Genomic DNA, 18,406 nt, shown 5'->3' with positions numbered 1-18,406 from the left:
CCCGCCCGCCGCGTGGGCCCCGGAGTGGACCGGGGCCCACGCGGCGGGCGGGTCGGACAGCGGGGGGCGGGCAGCGGGGACGGGCGGCAGGTTACGACGCTTCGGCGGCCTTCTTGATCCGCGCCGCGAACGCGCGCGCGTCCTTGCGCGCCGCGCTCAGCGCGACACCGACCAGCAGCTTGCCGATCCCGTGCCCCTCAAGGGCGTTGAAGATCCGTACCCGCGTCTTGCCCGCGCCGGTGCTCTCCAGGTCGTAACCGCCGTCCGCCGAGGTGACGAGGTTCTTGGACGTCTCGGTCCAGCGGATCTTGGTGGGCGACTCCAGCTCGGTGATCCGGATCTCCCGCTTGGTCGTCATGCCGGCGTCCTTGACCGTGCTGCGGAAGACGGTTCCGACGGCGGTGGGCCCGTCCGGGGTCTTCTGGATCGCCTGTACGCGGGGGCTGAACTTCGGGTCGTTCGTACCGTCGGCGAGAAAGGCGAACACCTCCTCGATGGGCCGGTCGATCTCCGTGGTCGCCTCGAACTGTCCAGCCATGGTCGCTCCTCGCGCATTCGGCCGACGTGACATGGGGTACGCGGAACCTGCCCGTCGTACGCGAGGGCCGCCGCCGGTACCGGGCCGCCGTCGCGTCCCCATTGTCATGGCTCGGCGGCTCCTCCCACCACTGGAGGATCATCCCTTTCACCCGCTGTACGGTCACACCCGCCGCACGGTCAGACGGGTCGCGCGGTCACACCCGCCGTACGGGCACTCCTGTCACGCGGTCAGGCCCGCCGCGGTCACGGCCGCCGCGCAGTCGCCGTACCGTCACACGGTCAGACCCGCCGTACCGTCACACCCGCCGCGGCCATCGCTCCCGTCTCCTCGTACGGCGCCTCCTCGTCCGTCACGACGGCGTGCAGCGCGGAGACCGGTGCGACGAAGGCGAGCGCGGTACGGGAGAACTTCGCGGCGTCCGCCACCGCGATGACCCGGCGGGCTGAGGCGATCGCGGCTTGTTTGACCGCGGCGTCGGACAGGTCGTACGCGGTCAGACCGTCCGCGGTGGAGAGTCCGCAGCAGCCGATGACGGCGGTGTCGAAGCGGAGCGCGGCGAGTGACGCCTCGGTCAGGGGGCCGGTGAGGGCGAGTTCGCCCGTACGGGGCTCTCCGCCGGGCAGCAGCAGTTTCAGGCGGGGGGCGCCGGTCAGAGCGTTGGCGGCGTGGAGGGAGAGCGGCATGACGGTCAGCCTGCGGTGCTCCAGCGCGCGGGCCACTTCCAGACAGGTCGTACCGCTGTCGACGACGACCGACTCGCCGTCGGCGATCAGCTCGGCGACGGCGGCGGCGATGCGCCGCTTCGCCTCCGCACCGTCCTGCGCCCTGAGCGCGAACGGCGGCTCCTCGCCGCGCAGCAGCAGGCTTCTGGCGCCACCGCGGTAGCGCTCCAGGACGCCCTGGTCGCTGAGGACTTCGAGATCGCGGCGGACCGTCATCTCCGAGGCGCCGGTCAGCTCGGCCAGCTCGGCGACGCTGGCCCGGCCGCTCGCGCGTACGGCATCGGTGATCTGCCTCAGTCGGTCTGTGCTTGCCATGCCCCCATTGAACACAATCGATGTGCGATAGGCAATCTTACGAACAGCAGGTTTGTTTGTTATGTTCGCCGACATGGAGAGAAGCGGCGTGAGGAAAGCGACGTGACCGAGACGGGCATGACGGAGACTGGTGTGACTGAAACCGGCGTGGCGGAAACGGGCGTGGCGGAAACGGGCGTGAAGAGGTCGTCCGGCACGCGGAAGACGGGCATACGGAAGACGGGTCTACGGAAGTCCGGCGTGGCGAGATCGCTGCGGGCCGCCCGGCTGGCCACCTTCGGCTTCTTCACCCTCAACGGCTTCGTGCTGGGCATGTGGGTGGTGCACATCCCGGTCGTGGAACACCGGGCCGGGGTCAGCCACGCCGTGCTCGGCTGGCTCCTGCTGCTGCTCGGCGCGGGCGCCTTCGCGGGCATGCAGCTCGTCGGACCGCTCACCGACCGCTACGGCGCGCGGAAGGCCGTACCGGTGAGCGCGGCGCTGTGCGGGGCGGCGCTGGCCCTGCCGGGACTGGCCACGAACGTCTGGACGCTGGGCGCGGCACTGCTCGTGCTCGGCTTCGGCAACGGCTGTCTGGACGTCAGCATGAACACGCATGCCATCCAGGTCGAGCGCGGCTATGGACGCCCTGTCATGTCCGCCTTCCACGCCTTCTTCTCGGTCGGCGGAGTCCTGGCGGCACTGGTCGGCGCCCGCACACTGAGCTGGCACTGGAGCGCGCCCATGACGCTGGCGGCGGTGAGTGTGTTCGCGCTGGCGGTAACCGCGCTCGCGGGGCCGCTGCTATTGCGGCCGTCGGCGGCGGCCGCGCCGCACGACACGGGGCAGGTCAACACGGCACCGCACGGCGCGGAGCCGGGCAACACGGCACCCCACAACGACACACCGCCGCATGACACAACGCCGCACGACATGGGGCCGAGCGGCAACACGGCACCGCACACCACTCGGCCGCGCGACCAGGTGTCACGCAAAACGCCGCCGCAGATCTGGGCCCTCGCCGCACTCGCTCTGATGCTCATGCTCTGCGAAGGCGTCGCCAACGACTGGAGCGTGCTGGCCCTGCGGGACGTCCTCGACGCCCCGGCCGCCACGGCGGCCTTCGCGTACGGCGCGTTCTCGACGGCCATGACGGTCGGCCGCCTGCTCACGGACCGGGTGGCGGCGCGCTTCGGCCCGGTGGCCGTCGTACGGTACGGCGCGGCCCTGGGCGCCGTCGGCCTGACCGCGGTCGCGCTCTCCCCGTGGATCCCCCTGGCCCTGGTCGGCTGGGCGGTCTTCGGGATCGGCCTCTCGGGCTGTGTGCCCCAGCTCTTCAGCGCGGCGGGCCACGCCGACCAGGAGAGCGCGGGCACGAACGTCTCCCGCGTCGCGGGCCTCGGCTATCTCGGCATGCTCGCCGGCCCGGCGATCATCGGCCCACTCACCCACTTCATCCCGCTGAACCTCACCTTCTTCCTCCCGGTGGCGTTCTGCGTGGTAGCGGCCTGCACGGCGGCACGTATCCTCCAGCGCCACAACGCCACGGGCAACGAGCGGGCCCCGGGAATGTAACGCCCTACTGCGACGTTGACGCATGTCATGCCGGACTCCGCCGACACCGACGCCCGCACCCACGCCGCAAGCCCCGACGCCGAAGCCGGCACCAGCAAGCTCCCCCGCGAACTTCCCGGCGAGCCCCCGAGCGCCGATGCGGGCACGCGTACCCGTACTCGTACACGTACGCCCATGCCCCTCGCCGTCTACGTACTCGGCCTCGCCGTCTTCGCCCTCGGTACGAGCGAGTTCATGCTGTCCGGCCTGCTGCCGCCGCTCGCGGACGACTTGGACGTCTCCATCCCCACCGCCGGCCTCCTCATATCCGCCTTCGCGATCGGCATGGTGGTCGGCGCCCCGCTGCTCGCCGTCGCCACCCTGCGGCTGCCCCGCCGTGCCACGCTCGTCGCCCTGATCTCCGTCTTCGGCCTCGGCCAGGTCATGGGCGCGCTCGCCCCGACGTACGAGGTGCTCTTCGCGTCCCGGGTGATCAGCGCCTTGGCCTGCGCCGGATTCTGGGCGGTCGGCGCGGCCGTCGCCATCGCGATGGTCCCGCTCCACGCGCGCGCCCGCGCCATGGCCGTGATGATCGGCGGGCTGTCCATCGCGAACGTACTCGGCGTACCGGCGGGCGCGTTCCTCGGCGAACACCTCGGCTGGCGCTCGGCGTTCTGGGCCGTCGGCGCGGCCTCCGCGGTCGCGCTGGCCGGTGTTGTGACGCTGATCCCGCGTATCCCGGCACCGGCCGAGAAGCCGCGGGTCGGGCGGGAGCTGACCATCTACCGCGACCGTCGGATCTGGCTCTCCATCGCCGTCACCGCGCTCTCCGGGGGCGCTGTCTTCTGCGCGTTCTCATATCTCGCCCCGCTGCTCACGGACGTGGCCGGGCTGGACAGCGGCTGGGTCCCGAGCGTGCTCGGGCTGTTCGGCGTCGGCGCGCTGGCGGGCGCGGCGCTGGGCGGCCGGTACGCGGACGCCCATCTCTTCGGCGTCACGCTCAGCGGCATCATCGCGTCGACGGTACTGCTCGTACTGCTGGCGCTCACCGCGTCGAATCCGTACGCCGTGGTGACGCTGACCTTCCTGCTCGGTGTCTCGGCGTTCTACACGGCCCCGGCGCTGAACGCCCGTATGTTCAACATCGCCGCCGCGGCCCCCACCCTCGCCGCGGCCACCACCACGGCCGCCTTCAACCTGGGCAATACGTCCGGCCCTTGGCTGGGCGGAGTGGTCATCGACGCGGGCTTCGGCTTCGCGTCGACGGCCTGGGCGGGCGCGGCCATGGCGGTGGTGGCGATCGGACTGACGACGATGTCGCTGCGCACTTCCGGGCCCCGCTAGGTCCTGTCCGCCGCCGGTCGACGAGAGGCAGACGGCTGGCGAGAGGCGGACGGCCGGCCCGGGTCGGCGCCGTGGACCCGGGTCGGCACTGCGACCCGGTTACTTCCGCCAGAACAGGTGGTGCGTGACGCCGCTCGGGCTGGGCACGACGTCCATGTGGAACCGGTCGAGCAGCTCGTCGGGCGAATCCCAGAGGCGTACCCCGGACCCGAGCTTCAGCGGCGAGACCGCCACATGCATGGTGTCGACAAGGTCGGCGTCCAGGAACTGCCGGACGGTGCTGGCCCCGCCGCCGAGCCTGACGTCCTTGCCCTGCGCCGCCTCGCGCGCCTGCTCAAGGATCGTCGCCGGGTCTCCTTCGACGAAGTGGAACGTGGTGTCGGAGAGCGTGATCGAAGGACGCGTGTGGTGGGTCATGACGAACACCGGCGTACGGAACGGCGGCTTCTCCCCCCACCAGCCACGCCACTCATAGTCCTGCCAGGGCCCACGCTGCGGCCCGAACTTGTTACGGCCCATGATCTCGGCGCCGATATTGCGTTCGTAGTCCCGCGTGAGGTAGTCGTCAAGGCCCCGGCTGCCCCCGGGATCGGTACGCATGGGCCAGCTCGCGGTGGCCCCGCACCACGCGAACAGCCTGTCGTGCCGCTCGAACCCGAACGGCCTCTCCAGGGTCTGGTCCTCCGCGGGCCCGGCACCGATGCCGTCACTGGAGACGTTGAAGTTCTGAACTCTCAGTAGCTGCGCCATGCGCTCCTCCTCTGCTGTCAACAACAAATGATGAGACTGTCCGGCCCGACCGAACTCATCGCTGGTTCCGCAACCAATCAAAATTCGGGGCAGCGCCGACGCACAAAAGCCGCCCACCCGGCCACCACCTCCGTACCGGTGTACCGCGCGCCGCGCTATTCCAGGGCCACGATGACGCGGACCGGGAGGTCGGTGTCCTCCTGGATGACCCCGGCGATCAGCTTTCGGCCGTCCAAGGTCCACTTTCTGTACGCGATGAACTCGTCCGCGTCCTCCTCCGTGCCCTCGGCCCCGGTGAGGTGGGCGGCCAGGCTGGAGGACTCGATCTCGGGCAGGAAGGCGGCCAGCGCCCGTTCGCCCTCCTCGTACACCGCGTCCAGGTCCTCGAAGTAGCCGGTGTCCTCGTCCGTGTCCCGCATCCATACGGTGAACTTGACGCGGACACCGCCGTTGTACGGGTGGATCCAGCCTCCGACGTCGTCCTTGTCCCACGACGCCTCGAAGCCGTTCCTCGGTCGTCCGCCGGCCTCCCAGCCCTGGGCCGCGAACTCCGCCGCCACGCTCTCGCCGGTCAGCGGCACACGATTCCGGATGCCTTCCAACAAATCGACCACTACAGCCATGCGCTCATTCCACTCATGCCATTGCCCGGTACGTGATAAGCCTTGAGTTTTCCACTGGCGACCGCTTCCGGGAATACTCTGGCCAGGACCTCGTTCACATGCGCGGCGCCCCACTCATTGGACACCATGTAACGCACTCCCTTGCCCCCCAGCCCCTCGTTCAGCGCGAGGAGCTTCTCCGCCTGGTCCGTGATCTTCGATTCCCGGTAGAACTTGTGCTCCGGATTGTAGGGGGACTTCTCCCATTCACTCTCGTGGTCCCCGCCCGTCCACTTGGCCTCCGTGATCCAGTCGTTCGCCGGGCCGCCGTCCACGTGCACCTCCCGGCCGTCCGGCAGGATCACTGCTGTTCGTAATCCTGATGCGTGACGGTCCGCTGGTGGCGGAAGGAAGGACGGCCGATCTGTTTCTCCGTCAGCCATCCCAGCCCTTTGAACTGCGGACAGGGCGTCAGTCCGAGCGGATCGCAGAATGTATACGGGTTGTGCACATAGGTGAGGGAATTCGGCGCGGGCGCGATCCCGAGTGGATCCGGCGTGACATAGCGCCCGGTCTCCGGGTCGTAATGGCGGAAGAAGTTGTCCCGCAGCCCTGTTTCCGGATCCTCGTACTGCCCTGGACAACGGAGCGGCGTATAGGCGGAGCCGCCCGGTTTCCACGCGGTGATGCCCCAGCTTGTGGACCGTGCGCTCCAGGCCACCTTCCCGGTCTCGTCGACGAGTTCGGTAGGGGTGCCCACGAGGTCCGAGACGCCAAGGGCTGTCCCGTAATCCATGGCGGGCGCGCGACGACAGCTACGGCACCTCGCCGCGTTGTCGGAACATCCCCATACGCCCAGTATGGGGACGTCCCTCCGCCTTGCGATGCTCCCCCGTAGCCTGAACGGCACGGGAGGCACCCCCTCCATCTGACGCCGCGCGCTGACCCACCAGCGATTACGGGACAGCCCTTAGCGAAGAAACGGGAGTCGAATTCGTCCTGCGGGAGCGCCTTGCGCTCGTACTGGGCGATCGGCCAGTGACCGTCGTACTCCCATGTCAACGTGACCCCGTCGGCACCGCCCGACTGTTCCGCGAGGCGGGATCCGTCCCAGGCGAACAGCGTCCGTTCGGCGATCGCCCCGTCGGCGGTCGGCGTTCCTTGGCGATACGGCGGCCCAGCGGGTCGTAGGCGTATGTCCACAGCGTCCCGTCGGGCGTGGTGCACGCGGTCAGACGGTCCTCGGAGTCCCAGGTGTAGCGCCATACGTCGGGCTTGCGGGACAGTCGCTTCTTCCGGCGCTCCGTGACCCGGCCCGCCGCGTCGTAGGTGTAACTGACGCCGCCGGCCGTGCGGAGCCGGGTGCCGTCGTACGCGCGCTCGCCGCGACTCTCGGAGTGGGGAGCCTTGTCGGGCCACGAGCATGCCGTCTGGTTGCCGGCGGCGTCGTACGCGTACTCCTCGCGCCAGTCGTCCGCCGTCACCGCCAGCGGCCGGCCGACGACGTCCAGCGCGCCAGGGTCGAGGATGTTGCCGCCGACTCCGCGCCCGATCGAGATGACCTGCCCGCCGAGCGCGCGCACGGTGTCGGCGTAGTCGGGCTTGAGGTCGCCGAGGACGAGCGGCACGACTCCCGTCGCGGCGAGGCCGATCAGCATACGGTTGACGAGCGTCGACTTGCCCAGGCCCGGCATGCCGAGCATGGACAGCGACGGGTTGGAGATGTAAGGGGCCCTGGTGAACCAGGAGATGGGATCCCCGCACACGGTGGCGCCGGTGCCCATGTGCTGGCCGAGGGGCACCCCGGTCATCGGGGAGTCTCCCGCGTCCACGTCAGCGGATCAACAACGCCCAGACGACTGGGCAACCCCGGCTCTGTGAGCCAGGCTTCGGCCCGGAGACAGCATCGGGAGCGAACCGTCGGTCCTGGCGATGCCTGGCGCGCCCTCGGCTTACCTGCGGGACCTGTACGCCGAACTGGACGAGGGCCTGACCGCGTCGGGCGAGGTCGAGGTGGCTCACTGATGGACTGCATCGCCTACCGGGGTTACCGGCTGCCCGTCCGGATCAGGATCATCAACCAGTCACGCTGCCCCTACGTGCGGTTTCACCGGCTTGGTTAGGCTGCTCATACGGGTGGTGGCGCCATGCGGAGTACAAGGGGGCAGAGTGACAGCGGGACGGACAGAATGGCTCCGCGTGCCGGTCGGACGCCAAGCAGCTGGCTGGGCAACGCGCGGAAACTGCCGGAAGGTGCTGTTGATCGTCCACAACGTCACCTCGGCCACCCGCTTGCTGGATGTGCTGCCGTTGTTCCGTGATGACTTGCGGGTGCAACTCCTCGCGACCTGCACTGGCTCCTCGCCGTTCCAGGCAGGAGTGAGCGAGTTGCTTACGCGCGTGGGTGTGCCAGTGCTGCCCTGGGATCAGGCAATGTGCACCCCGGTGGATCTGGCTCTGGCAGCCAGTTTCGGCGGCGAAATCCATGCCATTCAAGGTGAATTGATCATAATTTCCCATGGCGCGGGCTACAATAAAAGGCTCCGGAGACCGGAGACCGGAGACCGGAGACCGGAGACCGGAGACCGGAGACCGGCTTCGGGCTTTCGCCGGAGTGGCTGTTGGCGAATGGCTCCCCGGTCGCGGACGTGCTGGTGCTGTCGCACCCCGAACAGATCGAGCGGTTGCGTAACGCCTGCCCGGAAGCGGCCCCGACAGCAGTACTCGCGGGAGATCCCTGTTTCGACCGGATGCTGGCAGCGCGCCCGTATCGCGAGCGCTTCCGCAGGGCGTTGGGCGTAAAACGCGGGCAGCGGCTCGTGTTGCTGAATTCGACGTGGAACCCGGAGTCACTGTTCGGGGACGGCGGCGACGAGGACGTGCTGCCGCTTCTGCTGCCGAAACTGACCGCCGAACTCGCGGCGGACGAGTACCGGATCGCAGCCGTACTGCATCCCAATATTTGGCATAGCCATGGGCATGGACAAATCCGATCATGGATGGACAGAGCGCAACGTGGCGGCCTTACGCTGGTGGATCCGCTGGAGGGGTGGCAGCAGGCGCTGCTGGCAGCGGACGTCATTTTGGGGGACTTTGGGTCAGTCTCGTACTACGCCGCGGCCCTCGGCATCCCCGTCCTGCTCGGAGCCGCGGCGCTCGCAGGTCTGGCCGCCGATTCACCGGTGGCCGACTTCGTACGGAAGGCACCACGGCTGGACCCATACGCGCCGCTGCGACCACAGTTGGACACTCTGCTGGCCGCGCACCAACCCATGAGTGGCCCTGCCGAGTTCACGACCTCAGCCCCGGGTGAGGCAGCCGCCCGTCTGCGCCGCGTCTTCTACGACGTCATGGGGATACCCGAGCCCACGGCGTCGGCGCTGCTCGACCCACTGCCGCTGCCCTCGTACGACCCGCCGGTGCGCACTTCTCCGCTGCGGGTGCTGACGAGTGTGCTGGGCGCGACCGAGGTATCGGTCACCCGCTACGCCGATCCACGCTATGAACCGCAGGGCCAGGGCGAAGCTCACACGGCGGTGCACGAGGACACCCTCGACCCCGGTCTCCTTGCCATCGCCGATGTGATCTTCAGATACGGCTCACCCGACGACCCAAGGCTCGGCCCGCCCGAGTACTGGACCGCAGAGGTGCTGGAACGCCACCCGGGCTGCGCACTCGCCACGTACGTCACGGCCGCCGGCAGTTGCGTGGTGCGGACCAGGGACGGAGCGCTCCTGCGTCTCGACGCCGACCCGCAGGCGGCCGACCCGGCCGCATACGCCTCCGCGTTGCATGCCTGGCTGGCCCTCGGCAAGGACCCCGCAGACCTGACAGACGGTCTGACGGTGTGGACCGGACAGACCGCCCACCAGGTGTCGGTCACTCAGGCCGGCCCCGGTCCCCGCTGACACAGCGCTCGCGCAGGGCCCGCAGGTGGTTGACGTGGTAGTGGGCGTTCTCGCCCACGAGCGCGTCGGTCGCCTCGTCGATCAGCGGCAGCGCCGCTGACTGCCGCCCGGCACACATGTACGTGTCCGCCAGATCGGTGAGCGTACGGGCGGTGTTGTAGGGCTCCTCCTCTCGGAAGAACGCGAGGGCCTCCATCAACAACTCCTCGGCCTCGTCGAGGAGATGGAGACCGTTCAGCGCGCGCCCCCGGTGACGCTTCAGAAGAGCACGGGCACGGGGCTTGTCACCGTAGCCGTCGTCTCCCGGACCGATACGCTGCCAGATGCCATCCGCCTCGACGAACAAGTCATGGGCATCGGGGAAGCTCCACTGCCCCAGCCGCACAAGGCCCAGCGTCTCGATGGCGGTCGCCAGCCCGCGCAGGTGCCCCGCCTGCCGCTCGGCCGCCGCGGCCTTCTCCGCCTGGATCTTCGCCTCGTCGAACTGCCGCGACTCGATCAGGGCCATCGCCTGAAGGGTGTGCATGCGCCCCGCCATCCGGGTGCCGGGACGGATGTCGTCAGCGACCTTCGTGCCCACTCGAAGCGCCGGGAGGATCTCTTCATGGCGTCCGTCCTTGAGCTGCAAGGCCCACAGGGCTTCGCACAGCTGACACGCGGTGTCGCCGAGACGATACTCCTCAGCAGCGAACACCGCCTGAACGAGGTTGCCCAGCTCGGCGCCGAGGGCGGCGATCGCCTCGCCCTTGGACGCGTAGGCGCCAGGAGGCAGCGCGGTGAACAGGGGGCCCACGTGCCAGCGTTCCGGCAGGGCGGCGCGGTCGGCCTGCACCGCGAGCGACAACAGCAACTCCACCGCGCGCGCCACGGCCCGGGAGCAGGCAGGAATGCCGTCCTCGCGTACGGCGGCCTGCTCGGCGTGCCGTCGTACGGCGGGGCGGAAGCGGTAGCGGCCGGTGCCGGTCTCCTCCAGTAGCCCCCTTTCCACGAACTCGGCGAGCAGACGGGCCGCCTCGGCCTCCCCGACCTCGGCCATGGCTCCTGCCACGGCCGGTCCGAGCGCCGGCCAGGGCCAGACTGCCGACAGGCGGTACAGCCGGGCGGCCGTAGGCCCGAGCGTGCGGTACTGCTCCTGCGCGGCAGCGTAGGCGGGCTCGTTCCCGAGCATGGTGGGGCCGTCTTCCTCTCTCAGGCGCGCCTCCAGCAGCGACGCGAACGTCCTCAACGCGTACGGAGATCCGCCGCATTGGGCGAGCACCTGCGGCAAGATGGCGCGGGCGCGGGCTTCCTGAACGGTCCGCTTGCCCGCCACTTCGGTGAGCAGCTCGACGGCGTACCTCTCGGGCAGCGGCACCACCTCGATCGGCTCGGCGTCCGCCTGGGGAAGACGGCGGTGGGCAACGATGATAGTGAAGACTTCCGGCGCCGAGGTGAGCAGAGGCGTCACCTGCGCGGCTGTCTGAACGTGGTCGAGAACGATGAGCAGCCGCCGGTCCACGACAAGCCGGCGGAAGAGATCCATCCGCTCCTCCAACCCCGGCGGGATGTCCTCCGAGTCCAGTCCGAGGCTGCGCAGGGCTTGTCGGAGAGCCATGGCAGGGTCCGGTACCCGGGCCAGGTCTACGTACAGTTGCCCGTCCGGGTACCGCTGCAGTTCGCGCCAGCCCCATCGCAGCGCGAGGGATGTGCCGCCCATCCCCTCAGGCCCGTACAGATGAACCCTTCGAGCACGTCCGTCGAACTTGCGGGACGCCTCACGCGTAAGCTGCCGCATCTGCTTGTCACGATCAACGAAACCCCTGAGACCGTCGGGCAGTTGCGGAGAAGTACGGATGCGCACCTGGGCCAACGCCCTGCTGACCACCGCTTCCGCCTCGGCCAGCCCCCGGGCGTACTCGGGATTGCGCAGCGCTCCTTCGTACAACAGCCGGGCCAGTCCCTCCCATTCGGCGGGCCGCTCGGGGGCCGGAACCTCCCGCCCTGCGATCCGACGTGCCAACCCGCCGATCATCAGGGCTACGTTCTTTCCCGCCTCGTTACCCATCCCCGCAGCCACGGTCCCCAACATTGCCGTAACCGTCGCCAGCGATATGAGCTCCAGCATCCTGCGCTTCCCCGTTCCCACGCACCGCCCACCGGGCGATCACACGCCTCGGCCTGGAAACCAACCGTAGCCGGGGGACCACGCATGGCGCACGCATCGCCTCGGTTAAGGCCGTGTCCTACGAGGCGAGTTGGGCAGGGGAACGAATGTGAGTAGACGCTGCGGTTGGATCCTGCACGGATTGCGGGAGCCTGTGCGGCCTCTCTTTCGGCCGACGCGGGTGAGTTCGCGGGGCGGCGGGATACAGAACACACAGAAACCCCGTCTCAGCAAGGGGCCGCCCCCGTGTGATAGGCGGCCTTGCTCGTACAACCCACCGATTGCTACGCATCGTGTCATCCAGCCCCTAGGTCCTGTCCGGTCGATCTTCGTGGATCAGCCCGGGGCGGCTGGTGCGGTGCATCGGAAAGCGGAGGATCGCCCGTGTACTGGACGTACTCGGGCGACTCCGACAACGCAGCGAGGTGCCGTGCCAGGCGTCGCGGGCCCGCGAAGATCGGCCGGACAGGGCCTAGACGAGCGGCAGTCTCCGGGCTTGGGCTGGCTCCTCCGCAACCGCAGCTGGCTGACGGCCTCGGCGTCGGACCGGTCAGGACGCGTCCTCGTCGTTCTCCTCTGCTGTCTCGGTCTCGAAGCTGACGCCTCGGTACTCCGGATGGTTACGGTCAACCGCGCCCGCAACGTGGAGGGGGACCGGGTGGCGGGTGCGGGCGTCCCAGGCGAGGGACTGGTGGCAGAGTGCGGCGGCTAGGTCCTGTGGTTGGTGGCCGTCCGGCCGAGGCACAGTGATCTGGGTCGCGGTGAAGCTGTGCCAGTCCTTACGGAGAAGAGACTTTTGAAGCTCTTCGGGGATGGTGAAGCGGGTGCATGTGCTGCCGTTGCTGCCGGTCTGACCGAAACCGTCGTAGGTGCGTGACTTCTGGGCGAGATACCAACTGGTGACCTTGCCGTCCGCCGTAGTGCGCTGGTGGAGCCAGTCATCGGGAGCTGCGGGCCGCTCTGGGTCGCGGCGGCGGGCGTCGGAGCGATCGACTGGGGTGGGGACCTCGCCGTACGAGGTGTTGATGCTGACTACGGCGATCGGGCGGCCGTCGTCGTCAAGGCCGTCTCCTGGGAGTGGGCCGTTGCCGAGCTGGGCGTGCTGCAACCCGGGCCAGATGGTCCGGCAGGCTTCGGTGTCCACGAAGATGACGAGTGGGGTCTGGGCGGGCAGGATGCGCAGTGCCGCCTTGATGTGCTCGCGGGCCAGCCCTGCGCTTTCCTTGTGGCGGGCGTGTCCTTCCACACCGATCGGTCCCGCGCCGAAGGCGGACTCCCCCTGCGGAAGGGACTGCCAGGAGTGCGTGTGGCGGTTGTACATCTTGATGCGCCAGGGCTGCTGCGGATCCGGGTGTGTATGGAGGGCGGTGAGGACTTCGACCATCTGGGTCTTGTTGGCGGCTCCGAATGTCTTGGTACTGACACGCTGTTGGCGCAGGTGCAGGCCGACAAGGATCGCGGGGCGGTCCATCCGCGGCCGGCGACGCCGGACCACGGTCCCCGAGCCGGCCGCCCCGCGCCCGCCGGACCTGGTCGACCGGCTCTTCACCGCGACCCGGCCGAACCAGCTCTGGGTTGCGGACCTGACGTATGTCCGGACCTGGTCCGGCTGGGTCTACGTCGCATTCGTCCTCGACGTCTACTCGCGGACCATCATGGGATGGCAGCTTGCGACCCACATGCGCACCGATCTCCCTCTGGACGCCCTGGAGATGGCCTTGTGGCGCCGGGGCATCAAGAAGGGATCGGGCCTGATCCATCACAGTGATCGCGGCAGCCAATACGTGTCGATCCGCTACAGCGAGCGGCTGATGGACGTCGGCGCCGCCGCATCGGTGGGCTCCGTGGCGGACTCGTACGACAGCGCGATGACCGAGGCACTCAACGGGACCTTCAAGGCGGAGCTGATCGAACACCAAGGCCCCTGGCGGGACGCTGACCAGGTCGAACGCGCCGTCGTGCAGTGGGTGGGCTGGTACAACACCGAGCGCCTGCACTCTGCTCTCGACTACCTCCCGCCCGAGGAGTTCGAGGCGGCTTACTACCGTTCCTTGGCCACTCCGAACGCAGCCTGAAACAAACAGGATCGGCCGCTACAAAACTCGGGGCAGCTCATGTCGCTGGTCTCCGTCTTGAGGGGTGCCGGAGGAACCCGGCCGGAGGTCTGTCAGGCGCAGCGGATGTAACGTCTGGAGTACGGACCTGCTCGCCGCCCGTGAGGGTGACTCTTCGGATCTTGGAACTCGTTCCCCAGTCGCATAAGTGTCGGCACCAAGGGACGATGCACTGGGCTGCGCTCGCGCCCAGACTCCTGTCCCAGTGACGCGTCGGGCGGACCGTTCAGCGCCACACGATCGCCACACGGCAGCCAGAAACACCCGGAACCAGTCACAAAGAGTGAGCAGTCTCAAGGATCACTCCGACGACAAGGAAGCCCCTGACCTGATGTTTCTCCAGATCAGGGGCTTCTTCTGCCTGCGTGGCAGACGAGTCGGGCTGTACGCCGGGGACAGTCAGGACCTCGCCACAAGGCCGCCTGACCTGCACTGACGTCACATGGAACGACTGCGGTGCACAGCGCGTGCACGACCGCACCCGCTGGCATAGGTCACGCCCGCCGTCGCCCCCAAGGGGGTGAAGTCTCGTGGGCGCAGCTCGCCGGGGCTGCTGCACCTGTGGTGGCGTCGCAACACCACTGGCCGGACACACCCCGCCGTCGAATAGGTCAGGTTCCACACCGGACCGCGCGTGCCTATGGATCTGCGGCCCGGTGCCGCTGGGTCTGGTGCGCCGTGCGGCGACAGCCGCCCGACACGGCACGCACACTCGAGCCGACGAGCCCGCACCCATGCTCCTGTACGGACATACCGTCACCGCGCGACGGCTGCGGCCCGCCACGCCCCGACATCCGGCCCCCTGCGCACCGACCACGCTTCCGACCCGCTCCGCACACTGCTCCAGGCTGCCACCGGCATGGGGCGGACGAGTCCGCCCGCGTGCAGGTCTTGGCCCGCCCCCGTCTCCCGCTGAGCCGTACGCCGAACTCGCCGCCAGGCCGGACGGTTGAAGGCCGGACACACTGACTGCCGGCCCCGGCCGCGCTCCTCCCCCACGGCACTCGGCCCACCGCCACCAACAAGCACGATCTCGAACACGGTGCCGGCGCAAGGCACACGATCGCGAAGCAGTCCGGCCTCCAGCGACAGTGCACTCTCATCTACGCCGCCGCCTCCACCCCAAGACGGAGCGGGCTGAGGATGCGGCACGCGACCAGGCTCACGTGATCGCGTCCGCCTTCGGTCTGTACGCCGATCGCAACTACCTCACCCGCACCCGCCTAACGCATCCCGAACCCCACCTGAGCGCTCGTTGCGTTGATGAACGGCTGGGGGAGACTCTGGCCCGATGGGCAGATCGACTGACCACGGCAGGCCGATCCCGCAGCCGTGCTGCTCCACCTGACACCGGCCCTGCTCCTGATCGCCCTCACGGAAACGATCGCTGCCTACCGACGATGCGGCACCAACCTCCTGGACCAGATCGGCCCTGCCGGTCGCACCGACGCCCCCGCCCTGCACACCCTCGTCACACCCGAACAGATCGAAGAGCGTCCCGATCCGGCTACCACCGAGCCCGATCCGCCCAACACCCCAAACGCAGTCGACAGGACTGCGGGCCACCGCGCCGAAGCCGCTACCCTCACCGCCCACGTCGAAGGCCACGCTGGGCCCCACACAGGCGACCGCACACCGCACAGCTATCCATCAGCCCGCGGTTCCCAACCGATCAACGACGGCGCAACAGAAGCCGACGTATGGCCACGCGCCATCACCCTGAACAACATTGCCCTCCACGCCACCGGAAACCGGTCAGCGTCTGGCCACGCACCGATCTACACATCGGACCACGACGGGCCCACCAGATCCGTGAACAACTCCTGACCCAGCGCCCGGACTCGCCACAACCGGCTGGATGAACTCTTCCGGCCCGTCCCCGATCGATCTGCCCGACGCCGATCGGGTCTAATACCGAGCCTCTGCCGACACAACTGACCGATCGACGTGACCCGCCGCCCCGTAGCCCCCGGCTCCCGTGGCAACCCCTCTGATCTGGTCCAATCCCAACACGTCCGGCCCGCTTGGCTTCCTGCCGGAGCGGAGCATCCATGGTCGTGGCCGACGCACCGACCGGGACCACGGGCAACCGTGAACCCGCTCGCGCCACGGCCATGCCCACCGGGAGACATCGCGATGCGCACGCGCCCGGCGGACACACACGGCCCGCCCACAGCGGGTCCGCACCCCGGACGGGGACCTCAACCACACCTACACGAAGACAAGGTCCCTCATGTCCGACACCATGACCGACAGCACACGCACGCTCCACGCCGTCCCCACCCCCGGGCCACTGCGCCGGACTGACCGGCGCACCGGCCGCGATCTACACCGAACTGGCCGGCCTTGCCGAACCAGCCATCGCCGCCGAACTCGCCCTCGCCGCAGGCACCGGACGCTCCACCGCCGGAAAAGCCCTCACCACACTCGAACAGAACGGCCTCGCCGTACGCATCCCCGGCGGCCGCAACGGCCCCGCCGCGCCCCCGACCGCTGACACGCCGCACCCGCTCCGCAGACCAACAACGACGAGAACTGCAACACGCACGAGCCGCCCAGCGCCCAGCCCGAATCCTCCATCCCGGACAGCCCGAAGCCGGACAGCGACAGCCCCGCCCCGTGCGTGCCCCTGCCACCTGGACCGCAGCGGCGCGGCACGGACGCCGCTGTCACCCAGGCGCCCAAGGACACACCCCCGCAGGACACCGGACACCGCGAAGACGACGACCATGGCGAGGGCAGCAACGACAACTCGGAGGAGGGCGCCCCTGCCCCACAGCCAAGCACCGAGCGGCAGACGGCACCCACACAACCGATCACCCTTCCGGGTGAGAAGAAGCGGCTCGCCCCGGAGCACTGCGGCAGATGGTCATCGATCACCTCGAAGCACACCCCGGTGCTGTCAGACGACAGCCGACCGGGTAACGCAAAAACCGGGCTGGTTCCCACAGAGGTTGGGAATCAGCCCGGCTGCTCTATGAGTCTTCCACACGCCCCAGGTAGAGGCGCAGAAGGGCGCAGATCGTGGAAGCCATGCTCCCGGGACGGCTCCCACATACTGGACCCGTCCGCGTGACTCGCCTTGGCCAGAGCGGGCTTCCACACACGTAGGAGTTGAAGTTGTTCCGGTTGACCGCCTTCCGCTCACCGTCCGTCACCAACAGGCCAAATCGGCCCAATCACCTACCAACAGCGATCAGTTACCCCGATCACCGCCGCAGCAGGTCTACAACTGAAGGACAGATCACCAGAGCTCTGGCTCTTGCCATTGAATGCACGTTGGACGCTGCCCCCCGGAGGACAAGAACTCCTTTACAGCCTGACGCACAAGAGCGATGGGGATTTCCGAACGACTCGGAAATTCTGTCGCATTCCCCATAATAGAGTAGGAAATCTCTCCTCGCCCCTTCGAAGAATCAAGCGAGACGAAATTTCCGTCGTCCATGAAGCTGAGGACTCCGACCTGAAGGTCTCCGTCAACTCCAACGAGCAGCTCGTGGTCCGGAACCCCTGCCGGCATGAGCGGACGTTCCAAGCTGTGCAGCGCGGCCAAGTTCTCCGATGGCCGACTTGCAAGGAGCACGTCGATCAAAGAGTCAACGTCACTTGGACTTTGAATCAAAACTGGGTTATCTCCGTGCTCACGCCGATAGTACGCTTGCACCTTACCGTGCGTCACTTCAAGCCTCCACAGGTCTACTGGCCCGGCTCGACGTCAGGCGCCTCGTCTGCTCGCCGGGGTTCCAGACCGTTCCTGAGTTCCGTACCCCCGCGCCACCCTGCGCGCCAGCCCATCCGATCTGCCTGGCCAGTAGCCCGGTGGACGGGCAGGACCGTGGCCATCCTTGGGCCGGGGGTGGAGAGAATCCACTTCTTGCCTTCGCAAGGCACAAAAAGCCGTCCTCACCAGACACCACGGCGCCCGACAGCCCTGCCCGTCGGCAGATCCTCGCTGCCTTCGCGCACGCCCACGCACCAGGCACACCCCTCTTTCCATATCAAACTTCGATAAGCCCCCCCCAGGAGCAGGCCCATACAACATCAACTTCCTGCACATGACAAGCACTTTATGAAGGCCGACGGGAGATGACTCAACGACATATCCAGAAAAACTCCCCAAGCAGCAGAAAAACCCGCCACTCGATGAACTCCAATCCAAATTTCCATGAAGCAAGGCCATCTATCTGCGCAACCGATAATGGCAAGCAGATTCGGCACACAGGCATCAGAACCGACGTTGCCTCGTTGGATGTGCAGCAGCCCTCGCCTCATCGCGAGACGCCGATCCCCTTGTCGGCGACGCCCTTGTGGCGAGGGACGCGCGGGGCGGCGAGTCCGTAATGCTCATCAAGTTCTCGTTTGCAGCGCACAGTCAGCGCCATGCAGTCGGTCAGGCGTACAGTCGCCCAGGCCCGCACCCTGCTGTCCCACACG

Annotated in this window: 14 protein-coding genes and 2 pseudogenes; 6 read left to right on the top strand and 10 right to left on the bottom strand. The window is 68.3% G+C overall.

The window, feature by feature from the left end:
* Positions 1-91: 91 nt before the first annotated feature.
* Positions 92-538: an SRPBCC family protein gene (locus tag WH07_RS05435; RefSeq protein ID WP_046495971.1), complete on the bottom strand. Its 447-nt coding sequence runs from the start codon at positions 536-538 to the stop codon at positions 92-94.
* A gap of 281 nt (positions 539-819) precedes the next feature.
* Positions 820-1,578 (bottom strand): DeoR/GlpR family DNA-binding transcription regulator, encoded by a 759-nt coding sequence (locus WH07_RS05430; protein ID WP_046495969.1) that lies wholly within the window; start codon positions 1,576-1,578, stop codon positions 820-822.
* A 240-nt stretch (positions 1,579-1,818) separates the two neighbouring features.
* Between WH07_RS05430 and WH07_RS37125 the strand changes: the two genes are divergently transcribed.
* Positions 1,819-3,132 carry an MFS transporter gene (locus tag WH07_RS37125; protein WP_046495992.1) on the top strand — a complete coding sequence of 438 codons (1,314 nt, stop codon included), beginning with the start codon at positions 1,819-1,821 and terminating at the stop codon, positions 3,130-3,132.
* A 174-nt stretch (positions 3,133-3,306) separates the two neighbouring features.
* Positions 3,307-4,455, top strand: a complete 1,149-nt coding sequence (locus WH07_RS05420; RefSeq protein WP_046495990.1) for a Cmx/CmrA family chloramphenicol efflux MFS transporter — start codon at positions 3,307-3,309, stop codon at positions 4,453-4,455.
* A 99-nt stretch (positions 4,456-4,554) separates the two neighbouring features.
* On the opposite strand, the gene WH07_RS05415 is transcribed toward WH07_RS05420, so the two are convergent.
* From WH07_RS05415 to WH07_RS41705, 5 genes and pseudogenes are all read right to left on the bottom strand, one after another.
* Positions 4,555-5,205, bottom strand: a complete 651-nt coding sequence (locus tag WH07_RS05415; protein WP_046495966.1) for a dihydrofolate reductase family protein — start codon at positions 5,203-5,205, stop codon at positions 4,555-4,557.
* 155 nt (positions 5,206-5,360) lie between these two features.
* A complete protein-coding gene (locus WH07_RS05410; RefSeq protein ID WP_046495964.1) occupies positions 5,361-5,828 on the bottom strand; it encodes a hypothetical protein in 468 nt (155 codons plus the stop codon).
* Complete coding sequence (locus WH07_RS05405; RefSeq protein WP_046495962.1) at positions 5,819-6,172, bottom strand: hypothetical protein; 354 nt, start codon at positions 6,170-6,172, stop codon at positions 5,819-5,821. The genes WH07_RS05410 and WH07_RS05405 overlap by 10 nt, the downstream gene beginning before the upstream one ends.
* A gap of 101 nt (positions 6,173-6,273) precedes the next feature.
* A pseudogene (locus tag WH07_RS42090) lies at positions 6,274-7,078 on the bottom strand (RHS repeat-associated core domain-containing protein); the annotation flags it as partial.
* Positions 7,079-7,315: 237 nt separating this feature from the next.
* A pseudogene (locus WH07_RS41705) lies at positions 7,316-7,639 on the bottom strand (ATP/GTP-binding protein); the annotation flags it as partial.
* Between the two features lie 918 nt (positions 7,640-8,557).
* Between WH07_RS41705 and WH07_RS05390 the strand changes: the two are divergent.
* Positions 8,558-9,715 (top strand): hypothetical protein, encoded by a 1,158-nt coding sequence (locus WH07_RS05390; RefSeq protein WP_046495986.1) that lies wholly within the window; start codon positions 8,558-8,560, stop codon positions 9,713-9,715.
* Here the strand turns inward: WH07_RS05390 and WH07_RS05385 are convergent.
* Together WH07_RS05385 and WH07_RS39590 are read right to left on the bottom strand one after the other, a co-directional pair.
* Complete coding sequence (locus WH07_RS05385; RefSeq protein WP_232788729.1) at positions 9,687-11,714, bottom strand: tetratricopeptide repeat protein; 2,028 nt, start codon at positions 11,712-11,714, stop codon at positions 9,687-9,689. The two genes, WH07_RS05390 and WH07_RS05385, sit on opposite strands and share 29 nt — an antisense overlap.
* Positions 11,715-12,408: 694 nt before the next feature.
* Positions 12,409-13,329: an RNAseH domain-containing protein gene (locus WH07_RS39590; protein WP_198533728.1), complete on the bottom strand. Its 921-nt coding sequence runs from the start codon at positions 13,327-13,329 to the stop codon at positions 12,409-12,411.
* On the opposite strand from WH07_RS39590, the gene WH07_RS39585 reads away from it, so the two are divergent.
* From WH07_RS39585 to WH07_RS40235, 3 genes are all read left to right on the top strand, one after another.
* Positions 13,226-13,933, top strand: coding sequence for an IS3 family transposase (locus WH07_RS39585; protein WP_232788728.1), 708 nt, complete (start codon positions 13,226-13,228; stop codon positions 13,931-13,933). The two genes, WH07_RS39590 and WH07_RS39585, sit on opposite strands and share 104 nt — an antisense overlap.
* A 322-nt stretch (positions 13,934-14,255) precedes the next feature.
* Entirely contained in the window at positions 14,256-14,408 is a 153-nt protein-coding gene (locus WH07_RS39580; protein ID WP_157877242.1) for a hypothetical protein, read from the top strand.
* Between the two features lie 896 nt (positions 14,409-15,304).
* On the top strand, positions 15,305-15,799 hold the full coding sequence (locus WH07_RS40235) for a hypothetical protein (RefSeq protein ID WP_198533726.1): 495 nt from the start codon (positions 15,305-15,307) through the stop codon (positions 15,797-15,799).
* Between the two features lie 1,417 nt (positions 15,800-17,216).
* Here WH07_RS40235 and WH07_RS42085 read toward each other — a convergent pair.
* The gene (locus tag WH07_RS42085; protein WP_408645803.1) at positions 17,217-17,636 is read right to left on the bottom strand and encodes an Imm1 family immunity protein; all 420 of its coding nucleotides are present in this window, start codon (positions 17,634-17,636) and stop codon (positions 17,217-17,219) included.
* Between the last annotated feature and the right edge of the window lie 770 nt (positions 17,637-18,406).

Source organism: Streptomyces odonnellii, from assembly GCF_000981895.1.
In the GTDB taxonomy this organism is placed as follows: Bacteria; Actinomycetota; Actinomycetes; order Streptomycetales; family Streptomycetaceae; genus Streptomyces; species Streptomyces odonnellii.
This window is presented reverse-complemented; position numbering and strand designations above follow the sequence as displayed.